Below are 13,038 nucleotides of genomic sequence, written 5' to 3' on the forward strand. Positions count from 1 at the left end.
CTCTTTTTTTATCTTTTTCTATAGTTATCTCTAATTACTACCTAACAACATAATTAAAGAGAGCAATAATATGGCTAAACAATTAAATAGATCTAATTTTCCTGGTCCTAAATTTCCTGAAAAAATTTTACAATTCGGTGAGGGTAATTTTTTAAGAGCATTTATTGATTGGATTATTGATAACCTAAATGAAAAAACAAACTTTAATAGTGGCGTAACTATCGTCAGACCTATTGATACACATCAACCATCCATTAATGAACAAGATGGTCTTTATACAACAATTATCCGTGGACTTAATGAACAAGGAAAAGCTATAGCTACACCTAGAATTATCTATTCAGTTAACCGCGAAATTTTGGTGTATCAAGATTATCAGTTATATCTCAAATGTGCCGAAAACCCGGATTTAGAATTTATTTTTTCAAATACCACTGAAGCAGGTATCGCATTTAGTGATAAAGATAAAATTACCGATACACCACCAGCAACTTTTCCCGCTAAATTAACTTGTTTTTTACATCATCGTTTTCAATTTTTTAAAGGGCAAAAAGATAAAGGTTTAATCATCATTCCGTGCGAACTTATTGATTATAACGGTGATAAATTAAAAGAGTTAATTATTGCATATGCAAAATTATGGCAACTTGATGATGCTTTTATCGAATGGATCAATGAAAGCAATACCTTTTGTTCAACTTTGGTTGACCGTATTGTAACTGGCTATCCTAAAGATGAAAGTGCACAACTTGAACAACAACTTGGTTATCAAGATCGTTTTTTAGATACTGCCGAGTATTTTTATCTATTTGTTATCCAAGGTCCACAATGGTTAAAACAAAAATTAAAACTAGATCAAGTCGACCTAAATATTTTAGTTGTTGATGATATTAAACCTTATAAAGAAAGAAAAGTAGGTATTTTAAACGGCGCTCATACTGCAATGGTACCGGTTGCTTATCTTGCAGGACTCAGAACTGTGGGTGAATGTATGGGTAATGTGCAAATTGAAACATTTGTTAAAAACCTCCTTAACCAAGAAGTGATCCCAACCTTATCGTTAGATAAACAACAACTAATACAATTTGCTGATGAGGTATTAAAACGTTTCAAAAATCCGTTTATCAAACATGAACTGATGTCTATTTCATTAAATTCATTAACTAAATTTAAAACACGTTTATTACCTCAATTATTGACCTATAGTCAAAGGTTTAACCAACCTCCAAAATATATTTCGTTTTCATTAGCTGCGCTTATTGCCTTTTATCGAGGTGAGTATCAAGGTCAAGCAATTTCATTAACCGATGATGCTCATTTATTAGAGCGATTTAAGCAGTGGCAACCACTATACCAAAATGATGTAAAAACACTTGTCTCGAATGTATTAAAAATGACAGATCATTGGGGACAAGATCTCAATAATGTTGTTGGATTAACGGATTTAGTAACGGAAAATCTGAAAAATATTCTATCTGACGATATCAAAAATTATATTCCAAACAATTAAACCGTAGGAGTCAAACAGATGACTAAAATGAAATATATTGTTATTCCTGAACCAGGAAAAGTCGAAGTAAAAGAAATGGAAAAACCAACCTTACAAAAAGGTGAAGCAATCTTAAAAGTATTATATGGCGGGATTTGTGGATCAGACATGGGAACGTATAAAGGAACTTTCCTTTATGCTAGTTATCCACGTATTCCAGGACATGAGTTCTCGGCAGAAGTGGTTGAAGTTGGTGAAAACGACCAAGGGATCAAAAAAGGAATGGTTGTTACGGCTAATCCTTATTTTAACTGTGGTAAATGTTATTCTTGTCGACGTGGTTTTGTAAACTGTTGCACAGGGAATCAAACACTTGGTGCGCAACGAGATGGCATTTTCAGAGAATATTATAGTATGCCAATTGAGCGGATATATGATGGTAAAGGATTAGATGCATTATCGCTTTCAATGATTGAACCATTTTGTATCAGTTATCATTCAATTCAACGAACGTCAGTAAAAAAAGGAGATAAAGTACTAGTTGTTGGTGCCGGACCTATTGGTTTATTTGCTGTCATGGCTGCCGTATTAAAAGAGGCTGACGTATATGTAAGTGACGTAATGCAATCAAGATTAGATAAAGCATTATCATTAGGTGCAAAAGGTATTATTAGGACAGATAAAGAGAATTTTGAAGAAAGAGTAAAAGATATTACTCAAGGTGATGGTTTTGATGTTTGTATCGAATGTGTTGGATTACCACAAACTTTCCAAAATTGTATTGATGCTGCCGCTTATCGTGGTCGAGTAGGTTTAGTAGGTGTAAGTAAACAAAAATTAGATTTTGCTTTCACGCAAATTCAAACTAAAGAGTTGGATATTTTTGGTTCACGTAATGCACTAAAAAAAGACTTTATCGAATTAATTGATTTAGTCAGTTCTGGAAAATGTGATGTAAGAAAAATTATTACCGACATATACGAATTGGATAATGCCGAAAATGCTTTTAAAGAAATGCGAGATGATCCAAGTAATCGACTTAAATCAGTAATAAAAATAGGTTAACTAAATAACTATCTTTCAATTATTCCGCTACTAACAAGTAGCGGAAAAGTGTATTTTTAGGAAAGAGTTCATGAAAAAAACAATTAAAATCAATGGTAACGATAATGTTATTATTGCATTAGAAGCATTACACCCAGGTGATAAAATAAATAGTGAGCTATTACAAGATAATCAACAAATTACTGTTTTACAAGAAATTCCTTCAGGTCATAAAATAGCGATAAAACCGATTTCACTAGGTGAAAACATCATTAAGTATGGTTTCCCTATTGGTCATGCTTCCCAAGCTATTCAAGTTGGTGAACATGTGCATACTCATAATGTTAAGACTAATCTTGGTGAACTTGATGAATATCAATATGAACCTGTTGCTAATCATATTTCATCTTCACTACCGGATAGGGATGTGAACCTTTATCGACGCAAAAATGGAGATGTAGGTATTCGTAATGAACTTTGGATTATCCCAACTGTTGGTTGCGTTAACGGTATTGCAGAACAAATTCGTAAACGGTTTTTAGTAGAAATGGCAAAAGACATTGAGCTAAATCACTCTGTTTTTGATGGTGTGCAACTACTTTCACATCCTTATGGATGCTCTCAATTAGGACCAGATCATCAAACGACTAAAACTATATTACAAGATATGGTCAAACATCCTAATGCTGGCGGGGTTTTAGTTATTGGTTTAGGATGCGAAAATAATCAACTCTCTGCATTTAAAGAAAGCCTTGGAGAATATGATCATGAACGTGTCCGTTTTCTGATTTCACAAGAAGTGGAAGATGAAATTCAACAAGGTGTAAATTATTTACACGAATTATATCAAGTAATGAAATTAGATCGTCGTCAAACCGGTAAGCTTAGTGAACTAAAATTTGGACTTGAATGTGGAGGTTCCGATGGATTATCCGGCATTACAGCAAACCCATTATTAGGAAAATTTTCTGATTATGTAATTGCTCATGGTGGAACTAGCGTGTTAACCGAAGTTCCCGAAATGTTTGGCGCCGAAACAATCTTAATGTCTCATTGTATTAATACACACATTTTTGAAAAAACAGTAAATATGGTTAACAATTTTAAGAAATATTTTATGTCATATAACCAACCTATTTACGAAAATCCTTCTCCTGGTAATAAAGCTGGAGGAATTACAACACTTGAAGATAAATCTCTTGGTTGTACACAAAAAGCAGGAAATAGTACCGTAGTTGATGTATTAGAATATGGTGATAGACTCAAAAATACTGGACTCAATTTATTATCAGCACCAGGAAATGATGCGGTGGCAACAGGCGCATTAGCTGCTTCTGGTTGTCACATGGTTTTATTTTCAACTGGTAGAGGAACGCCTTATGGAGGAGTAGTTCCAACAGTAAAAATTTCAACTAATTCAGCATTAGCGCAAAAAAAGAAACACTGGATTGATTTTGATGCCGGGCAACTCGTTAATGGCGTCAATATGGATAAATTGCTAGAACAGTTTGTTGATGTGATTATACAACTTGTTAACGGTAAACAAACTTGTAATGAAAAAAATGAATTTCGTGATTTATCCATTTTCAAAAATGGGGTAACTGAATAATTAATTTTTTATTTCATTACTATTAATGGAATCTACAGAAAACCATTTTGTTAGAAAAAATAGAAGAAAGTTAAATAATAAATAGTATCTATACCGCCTTTCATTAAGTCCAAAGGGCTTAATGAAAGAATTTAAGAGTTACTAAAGTTAAGTTATTTAATATTAATTGACACTTTTAATTTATAGATTTTAGACGAATTAAAAAGCTACTATCTTTGATCATCAATTGTTACCCCAACTGGTGGTTTAAAGTTGAATTTGCTTAATTCCACTTTGCCTAATTGTTGGCGAGATAAATCATAAAAACTGCGTTGACCATCTTCTTCAATTATTGTGAAATTTGCAATCATACCCGTTGGTAGAACAGAAATAATAAAATCTTGATTAGAACCATCAGTTGGTTTAAGTGTAAAAGAATCTTGCTTACGGGTTACCTGATATACATTCCAAATGGGATTATGGCTATCGGTAATAAGTAACATTAAACGGTTATCAACCGTTTTCTTTAAATCCATAACACTAACTTGCTCAACTGCCGGAGTATAGACCCACATATTTTTGCCATCAGAAATAATCGAAGTTTCGTCGGGTTCATTAATTGTCCAGTTAAAATAGTAAGGTCTGGTAACCCAAAGATCACCTTTACCTTGTTGAACTGGTTGATTATCAGCGGTTTTCACATCTTGGGTAAAGCGGGCATAAAATCCATCAATTTTATCTAATCTTTGTTGTAATACTTCTTTATCACCCGCCAATACTGACATGCTTAGGAATAACCCAACCAATAATAACAATTTTTTCATGGCAAATCCTTATATATGCACTTGTTTTTTCTAAGCAAATTATATGCGATTGCTTATAGCTAAATTAGTGTCAAAATATTACCGTTTTTCGTCTAACTGGGAAAGATATTTTCTTTTCTTTTTCACTTATCAAGTAACCAGTATATAATACTTTAAATTTCACCCAATTGGATAATCAACCAAATGTCAAGTATGTCCTTTGATTTTACTACTGATGAATTTAAACCACTAGCTGCCAGAATGCGACCGCGTAATTTATCAGAATATATTGGGCAAGCTCAGTTATTAGGCAGTGGTAAACCTTTACCAAAAGCTATAGAGGCCGGTCATCTACATTCTATGATTTTATGGGGGCCACCAGGTACCGGTAAAACTACATTAGCGGAAATCATTGCCCATCATGCCAATGCTAAAGTTGAGCGTTTATCAGCCGTCACGTCTGGCATAAAAGATATTCGCGATGCCATTGAACGTGCAAAAATCAATCAGCAAGCAGGCATTCGTACTATTTTATTTGTCGATGAAGTTCATCGTTTTAATAAAAGTCAACAAGATGCCTTTTTGCCATATGTAGAAAATGGCACTGTTACATTTATTGGTGCTACCACAGAAAACCCATCGTTTGAATTAAACTCTGCGCTGTTATCCCGAGCAAGAGTTTACTTATTAAGGCCATTATCAAATCAAGATATAGAAAATATTTTACAACAAGCAATGGATGATTCAGAACGTGGTTATGGGAATCAGCAAGTTGTTTTACTAGAAGAAACCAAAAAACAGATAGCCGAATTTGTAGGTGGTGATGCCAGAAAAGCGCTCAATACTCTTGAACTATTAGTTGATATGTCTGATGGTAAGCAACTCACTCCTGAATTATTAAAAGAAGTCATTGGTGAGCGCAGTGCCAGATTCGATAATCAAGGCGATCGTTTTTACGATTTAATTTCTGCGGTACACAAATCAATCCGAGGTTCATCACCAGATGCAGCCCTTTATTGGTATGCCAGAATCATCTCCGCTGGTGGCGATCCTCTCTATGTTGCTCGCCGATTATTGGCTATTGCTTCCGAAGATGTAGGTAATGCCGATCCTAGAGCTATGCAAGTGGCGTTGGCAGCATGGGATTGTTTTACTCGAGTTGGGCCAGCAGAAGGTGAACGAGCTATCGCACAAGCCATAATTTATCTTGCCTGCGCCCCAAAAAGTAATGCTGTTTATCTTGCTTTTAAACAAGCAATGAATGATGCGCAATCAAAACCTGATTATGATGTTCCTGAACATTTACGTAATGCCCCAACTAATTTAATGAAAAATTTAGGTTATGGTGCTGAATATCGTTATGCGCATGACGAACCTAATGCTTTTGCTGCTGGTGAAAATTATTTCCCCCCTGAGCTTGCCGAGACTAAATATTATCATCCTACTTCCCGTGGTTCCGAAAAAATTTATTCCGATAAACTACTGTGGTTAGAAGAGCAAAACCGTAACAGTAATATTCAACGCTACAAATCAAAACAAAATTAACCTATTATTTTAGTAAAATTTTTTAAAAACTTAGTATTTTATTGTTAATAATAACTGAGTATCAACTATTGATTATATGAAAATATAGTAGCCTTTATCATTTCAAAGATACAATAATGTACTTAATCCATAATTGTTCCTCAAGCCTAGAAAACCAAGCATCCGTGAACATTTTTTAACTACAATTTGGTTACTAACCGATCGAATAAAGTTTAAAACGATCATTATAAAGATATTAATAGATGTCAACTATTGTTTTTGCAGGAATTGATCGAATTAAACAATTTGTCTTATATCAAAAAAGCCTTTAATCTTGTGAAAGATCAATATAAATACCCATTAAAAATATAAGGAATGGTAACAACAATGACTAAAGGTATAATAAAAAAGCCTTTTATAACAATTGTTTATATAATATCCTTTTTACAGTTTGCTAATAATGCTGAAGCCGTAACAGCAACAACAATAGCGACAATTCAAGGAAACAAACCCAGATTAGCAACCACAGTTGAAGATAATTTTGATAATTTTGAACTTTTTGGCTTAACTGTAGATAATAAAAATTACTATGGTGATGATGCACTCAATATTCCTGTATCTGTTAGCTATCCATTTAAAGACCGCTTCAAAATAGCACCAATAAAACAACCAGATGCAGATCAGTATTTAGATATAGATGGAGATGAACTAAGCGCCTTAACATTAAAAGATAATACTACATTAACTTGGTATTATACTGATTCTAACAATAAGTTAGTTCAATTCACTCCCAAAAATACTGATACGTTTTGCTCAATAGCTAAAGATGGTAAAATAGGACCCTACAAAGTCAAAATATCCTCTAATTTATTATTACTTTCAAAATATGGTGATCCCAATGTTAATGAATACCCAAATGAGCAAGTAATTACACAACCATCTAAAACTTATACTGTATTAAATCATGCGGGTATTTGCTTTGCCAGACCGGAACTTAAGCCAACTGCAGCAGCCAATAGTGCATTAAATCATTGGGATAAAAGGAATGGTTTCCTAATTCAATCTAATATTGATATAAACAAAAACTTTCCAACAACAGCCTTTTATGGGGCAAAGTTTGATCTTCTATTGACTAAAAATGGTTTAAGAGATCAATATGATTGGGAAATCATTAAAGGTCAAGAACTCGTCACACTTTCTCTTAACACGAAGGATGTAGTTACCATTAGCTTTAATACTCCTAATGCAATGGATCCGGAAACCGCATGGAATTATGTTATGAATTCTAATAATGGCTTTCCTGTTCTTATACAAGGAAAGCATAAGGTAACCGAACAAATAATTGACTATGGATTTGTTATAACCAAATGGTTTTCTGGTTGGGATAAAAACATAATCGGTCAACCAAAAGGAAATATTGGTACTCGAAATCAAATCGTTGATGGTTGTGATTCATTAGGTAAACCAGGTAGTTACCGCATAAGTTATGCAAATGAAGTCAGTAATGCCAGAATGGGAGAATTCGCCGGAGATGTAACATTTACTCGGGAAATAGGTACATTATTAGGTGAATGGGGAGCTCCAAGTCAAACGGCTTATCCTAATTCATGGGCAGCGGCTACAAATCAAGATAATCTACACAGACGGTACTGGTTATGGGATACGGTAGCAAATAAATACTGTGACTTGCATTCCTATGATGCAAAATACCACTGCCGTGGTGCAGGCGAAAGAAAAAACGGTATATGTACTGCAATAAAATAAAACTTACTTAATCCACTTTTATATAATTTAAAAGATCTACTTATTGATAGGTAGATCTTTTTATTTATTGTTATCAATATCTCATTTCCAATCCCAAATTTTAACTCAATATAACTGCATACTTATAACATTGGTATATAAATTAATTCAAGTTTTTGCAGTTTAACTTAAATGATACCAACTTGCCAATACACTATATATTGTAGTAATTTGATTAATAGGCACTATATATTGTATTTTTTGATTAATATCAATTATGATGCTAACACAAAAAAAACATAACACTGGGTAAAAAATGAATAAATCAATGTTAGTAACAAAGCGCAATGGTAAAAAAGAAGCAATCAATTTGGATAAAATCCACCGCGTCATTAATTGGGCTGCCGAAGGATTAGAAAATGTGTCGGTTTCACAAGTCGAATTACGGTCACACATTCAATTTTATGATGGCATAAGAACATCAGATATTCATGAAACCATAATACGTGCTGCGGCCGATCTTATTTCACAAGATGCTCCAGATTATCAATACTTAGCAGCTCGTTTAGCGATTTTTCATTTACGTAAAAAAGCTTATAACCAATTTACTCCTCCCCCACTTTATGAACATGTAAAAAAGCTAGTGGCAGATAAACGTTATGATAAACATTTACTGGAAGATTATACCCCAGAAGATTTTGCTCAAATGGATCAAATAATAGATCATTGGCGAGATATGACTTTTTCCTACGCTGCAGTAAAACAACTAGAAGGAAAATATTTAGTTCAAAACCGCGTCACAGGTGAAATTTATGAAAGTGCACAATTTTTATATATTTTAGTAGCTGCTTGTTTATTCGCTAATTACCCTAAAGCAATTCGCATGAGTTACATTAAACGTTTTTACGATGCCGTTTCAACATTTAAAATCTCGCTACCAACCCCAATTATGGCAGGGGTGCGTACACCAACTCGTCAATTCAGTTCATGTGTGCTAATTGAATGTGATGACAGTTTAGATTCAATCAATGCCACTGCTAGCGCCATAGTTAAATATGTGTCGCAACGTGCAGGGATAGGAGTTAATGCGGGTCGAATTCGAGCTTTGGGCAGTTCTATTCGTGGCGGTGAAGCATTTCATACTGGCTGTATTCCGTTTTATAAATATTTCCAAACAGCGGTGAAATCATGCTCACAAGGTGGCGTTCGCGGTGGTGCGGCAACTGTTTTTTATCCACTTTGGCATTTAGAAGTCGAAAGTCTACTGGTCTTGCGTAACAATCGCGGGGTCGAAGAAAATCGTGTTCGTCATTTAGATTACGGGGTACAAATTAATAAATTAATGTATCAACGGTTAATTAAAAATGAAAATATTACCTTATTTAGTCCTTCAGATGTTCCCGGACTATATGATGCATTTTTTGCTGATCAGGATAAGTTTGAACTGCTTTATCAACAATATGAAAAAGATGAAAATATCCGTAAACGTGAAGTTAAGGCGGTGGAACTATTTGCATTATTAATGCAAGAACGAGCATCAACTGGGCGTATTTATATACAAAATGTTGATCACTGTAATACTCATAGTCCGTTTAATGCACAACTAGCACCCGTTCATCAATCTAATTTATGTATGGAAATAGCCTTACCAACCAAACCGCTTAATAATATTAATGATGAAACAGGTGAAATTGCCCTTTGTACCTTATCGGCGTTTAACCTTGGTAAAATTGAATCACTTGATGATTTTGAAGAAATTGCTGATTTAGCCGTTCGCGCACTAGATTCATTACTTGATTATCAAGATTATCCGGTGCCAGCTGCTCGAAATTCTTCATTGAACCGCCGCACATTAGGTATTGGTGTGATTAATTATGCATACTATTTAGCCAAACATGGGGTTAAATATTCTGATGGTAGTGCCAATAATTTAACTCATCGTACCTTTGAAGCTATGCAATATTATTTGTTAAAAGCCTCAAATAATTTGGCGAAAGAAAAAGGCGCCTGCCCATTATTTAATCAAACCACCTACTCTCAAGGTATTCTACCAATCGATACTTATAAAAAGGATTTAGATAGCATTACGAAAGAACCTTTACATTATGATTGGGAATCACTACGTGAGTCTATAAAAACTTATGGATTGCGCAATTCAACATTATCAGCATTAATGCCATCTGAAACTTCTTCACAAATTTCAAATGCCACCAATGGTATTGAACCCCCACGTGGTTTTGTTAGTGTTAAAGCATCTAAAGATGGTATTTTACGCCAAGTGGTACCGGATTATAAAAATCTACAAAACTTCTATGAACTACTGTGGCAAATTCCTAATAATACTGGCTATTTACACCTAGTAGGTATTATGCAGAAATTCATTGATCAAGCTATTTCAGCCAATACCAATTACGATCCAACCAAATTCCCAAATGACAAAGTACCAATGAAACAATTATTAGCGGATTTATTGACAGCTTATAAATTCGGCGTCAAAACCCTTTATTATCATAACACTAGAGATGGTGCTGAAGATATTCAAGGTGATATTGCCCTTACTAGTAATGATGATGGCTGTGAAGGCGGAGCCTGTAAAATTTAATCGCGCCCAAAATTAGTAAATATTACCTTAAAATCAGTTTTAAAGGGGGAGCTGGTAACTCTCCCAACCATTCATCCCTTTTTGCACTGTCGAAAGGTGGTGGTAAAAGTAACTAAAAAATATGTTAGGAGTTCTTTTATGAGTATGAATTACAGTACCTTTTCGCATGTGCATAATGACCAACTTAAAGAGCCAATGTTTCTTGGCCAATCCGTAAATGTTGCCCGTTATGATCAACAAAAATATGAAATATTTGAAAAACTAATCGAAAAGCAACTATCTTTCTTCTGGCGTCCGGAAGAAGTTGATATTTCACAAGATCGTATTGATTATGCCAGCCTTCCGGAACATGAAAAACATATTTTTATCAGTAATTTAAAATATCAAACTTTACTTGATTCAATTCAAGGCCGCAGTCCCAATGTTGCCTTATTACCCTTAATTTCAATTCCGGAATTAGAAACTTGGGTAGAAACTTGGTCATTTTCAGAAACCATTCATTCACGTTCATATACACATATAATTCGTAATATTGTTAACGATCCATCTGTTGTTTTTGATGATATTGTAACCAATAAAGAAATTCAAAAACGTGCTGGTGATATTGCTGGTTATTATGATGATCTTATAAGCTATTCTAGCTATTATAATTTGCTTGGTGAAGGTAAACATACCGTCAATAATAGAACTATTACTATTGATTTACGAGAACTAAAAAAGAAACTCTACCTTTGTTTAATGAGCGTTAATGCCCTCGAAGCCATTCGTTTTTATGTTAGTTTTGCTTGTTCATTTGCTTTTGCAGAACGAGAACTAATGGAAGGTAATGCTAAAATTATCAAACTTATTGCTCGTGATGAAGCCTTACATTTAACTGGCACCCAATTTATGATTAATACCTTGCGCAGTGGTGAAGATGATCCTGAAATGCTTGAAATTGCCAAAGAATGTGAACAAGAGTGTTATGATCTATTTTTACAAGCAGCCAATCAAGAAAAAGATTGGGCTGAGTACCTATTTGCTGGTGGTTCTATGATTGGTTTAAATAAAGATATCTTATGCCAATATGTTGAATACATCACTAATATTCGTATGCAAGCAGTTGGACTAAAATTACCATTTGAAGTTAAATCTAATCCTATCCCATGGATTAATAACTGGTTAGTTTCCGATAATGTTCAAGTTGCACCACAAGAAGCCGAAATGAGCTCTTACTTAGTTGGGCAAATTGACTCCGAAATTAATGAAGATGATTTAAGTGATTTCAAACTGTAAAACCATACTAAAATGCATAGCACTCCTGAAACCTATTTACAAAAGGAACATACTGATGTTCCTTTTTGTTATTAATGTTAGTCCCACGTTAATTCAAGTTATTAACTTGATTAATATCACCTTACATCATTGATATAAATTTATTATTTCAATTAAAGTATAGAAGTTTATCTTGATATATTCTCGAATTAACTTAATATTTCATAAATATATCTATAATGTAAGGAAACAAAATGAAAAAGTTATTAATTGCAACATTATCGTTTGTTTTGCTTGGTTGTGTTAGTGACATTAAATATAACTATATGCCTCAAGTGACACCAATAAGTTATCCTGAGCTTAATGCCATCACCACAACCTATATTGGTGATAACATGCTAAACCAAGGAGAAGTCAAATTAATGGACGCAGTCTCTTTTCCTACCACGACTGAGATTACCAGACCTTTTCATGCATATATTATAGAGCCAGGTGACTATCCTAAACTTGGAGAAAACAAGAATCATTTATTTTTTTCAGCTAGAAGTGATGATGGAAATGCTATTGTAAAAACCTTCACTTCATCACCGGAACCTATTGGTATTAGAGTGAGAAAAGACAATGCTAAAAATGAAGTATGTATTTCCTTTAGTACTGGAACTGATTTTTGTAACTATGATAAGCAATATACTTTAAAAAAAGTTAATATAACAAGCCAGAGCAAATTGCAGCAGACATTAATTTATAATGGTAAAATTGGTAATAAAATTAACATAGGATACCGAGAATTTAATAATGATTTAACTCATCCTACTTTTTCGAATAATGCTGAATATGACTTATCTAGCTCAAAAGTAATTAGATATAAAGGTGCAGTAATTGAAGTGCTAGATGCTACCAATCAGTATATTAAATACAAATTAATTAGTAATTTTAATACACCTCAAGAATCAATGAATTTAAATAGTTTCAAACGGTAAACCCATACTAA

General features: G+C 33.7%; 9 protein-coding genes. 8 read left to right on the top strand and 1 reads right to left on the bottom strand.

The features are described 5' to 3' along the window. Window positions 1-70 precede the first annotated feature (70 nt). From A9G12_RS09210 to A9G12_RS09220, 3 genes are all read left to right on the top strand, one after another. Window positions 71-1,510 carry a tagaturonate reductase gene (locus A9G12_RS09210; RefSeq protein WP_065565530.1) on the top strand — a complete coding sequence of 480 codons (1,440 nt, stop codon included), beginning with the start codon at window positions 71-73 and terminating at the stop codon, window positions 1,508-1,510. 27 nt (window positions 1,511-1,537) lie between these two features. Beyond that, on the top strand, window positions 1,538-2,554 hold the full coding sequence (locus tag A9G12_RS09215) for a zinc-binding alcohol dehydrogenase family protein (RefSeq protein WP_065565618.1): 1,017 nt from the start codon (window positions 1,538-1,540) through the stop codon (window positions 2,552-2,554). Between the two features lie 70 nt (window positions 2,555-2,624). Beyond that, window positions 2,625-4,142, top strand: a complete 1,518-nt coding sequence (locus A9G12_RS09220; RefSeq protein ID WP_065565531.1) for a UxaA family hydrolase — start codon at window positions 2,625-2,627, stop codon at window positions 4,140-4,142. Window positions 4,143-4,351: 209 nt separating this feature from the next. On the opposite strand, the gene lolA is transcribed toward A9G12_RS09220, so the two are convergent. Continuing rightward, window positions 4,352-4,945, bottom strand: a complete 594-nt coding sequence (gene lolA / locus A9G12_RS09225) for an outer membrane lipoprotein chaperone LolA (RefSeq protein WP_065565532.1) — start codon at window positions 4,943-4,945, stop codon at window positions 4,352-4,354. A gap of 183 nt (window positions 4,946-5,128) precedes the next feature. Here lolA and A9G12_RS09230 point away from each other — a divergent pair, with 183 nt between their 5' ends. The 5 genes from A9G12_RS09230 (at window position 5,129) to A9G12_RS09250 (ending at window position 13,027) form a co-directional block, all read left to right on the top strand. Continuing rightward, on the top strand, window positions 5,129-6,469 hold the full coding sequence (locus tag A9G12_RS09230; RefSeq protein ID WP_065565533.1) for a replication-associated recombination protein A: 1,341 nt from the start codon (window positions 5,129-5,131) through the stop codon (window positions 6,467-6,469). A 366-nt stretch (window positions 6,470-6,835) separates the two neighbouring features. Further along, a complete protein-coding gene (locus tag A9G12_RS09235; RefSeq protein WP_065565534.1) occupies window positions 6,836-8,212 on the top strand; it encodes a hypothetical protein in 1,377 nt (458 codons plus the stop codon). A 295-nt stretch (window positions 8,213-8,507) separates the two neighbouring features. Beyond that, window positions 8,508-10,793, top strand: coding sequence for a class 1a ribonucleoside-diphosphate reductase subunit alpha (gene nrdA, locus A9G12_RS09240; RefSeq protein ID WP_065565535.1), 2,286 nt, complete (start codon window positions 8,508-8,510; stop codon window positions 10,791-10,793). Window positions 10,794-10,937: 144 nt separating this feature from the next. After that, entirely contained in the window at window positions 10,938-12,068 is a 1,131-nt protein-coding gene (nrdB, locus tag A9G12_RS09245) for a class Ia ribonucleoside-diphosphate reductase subunit beta (protein ID WP_065565619.1), read from the top strand. A 233-nt stretch (window positions 12,069-12,301) separates the two neighbouring features. After that, window positions 12,302-13,027: a hypothetical protein gene (locus A9G12_RS09250; protein WP_065565536.1), complete on the top strand. Its 726-nt coding sequence runs from the start codon at window positions 12,302-12,304 to the stop codon at window positions 13,025-13,027. Window positions 13,028-13,038 lie beyond the last annotated feature (11 nt).

The sequence above is a fragment of the Gilliamella sp. wkB112 genome (genome assembly GCF_001690685.1).
Classification (GTDB): domain Bacteria; phylum Pseudomonadota; class Gammaproteobacteria; order Enterobacterales; family Orbaceae; genus Gilliamella; species Gilliamella apicola_J.

Excerpts from the sequence above, each read along its gene's own strand:
- A9G12_RS09210 (WP_065565530.1), top strand. The coding sequence starts at position 71 with ATGGCTAAACAATTAAATAGATCTAATTTTCCTGGTCCTAAATTTCCT.
- A9G12_RS09215 (WP_065565618.1), top strand. The coding sequence starts at position 1,538 with ATGAAATATATTGTTATTCCTGAACCAGGAAAAGTCGAAGTAAAAGAA.
- A9G12_RS09220 (WP_065565531.1), top strand. The coding sequence starts at position 2,625 with ATGAAAAAAACAATTAAAATCAATGGTAACGATAATGTTATTATTGCA.
- lolA (WP_065565532.1), bottom strand. The coding sequence starts at position 4,945 with ATGAAAAAATTGTTATTATTGGTTGGGTTATTCCTAAGCATGTCAGTA.
- A9G12_RS09230 (WP_065565533.1), top strand. The coding sequence starts at position 5,129 with ATGTCAAGTATGTCCTTTGATTTTACTACTGATGAATTTAAACCACTA.
- A9G12_RS09235 (WP_065565534.1), top strand. The coding sequence starts at position 6,836 with ATGACTAAAGGTATAATAAAAAAGCCTTTTATAACAATTGTTTATATA.
- nrdA (WP_065565535.1), top strand. The coding sequence starts at position 8,508 with ATGAATAAATCAATGTTAGTAACAAAGCGCAATGGTAAAAAAGAAGCA.
- nrdB (WP_065565619.1), top strand. The coding sequence starts at position 10,938 with ATGAATTACAGTACCTTTTCGCATGTGCATAATGACCAACTTAAAGAG.
- A9G12_RS09250 (WP_065565536.1), top strand. The coding sequence starts at position 12,302 with ATGAAAAAGTTATTAATTGCAACATTATCGTTTGTTTTGCTTGGTTGT.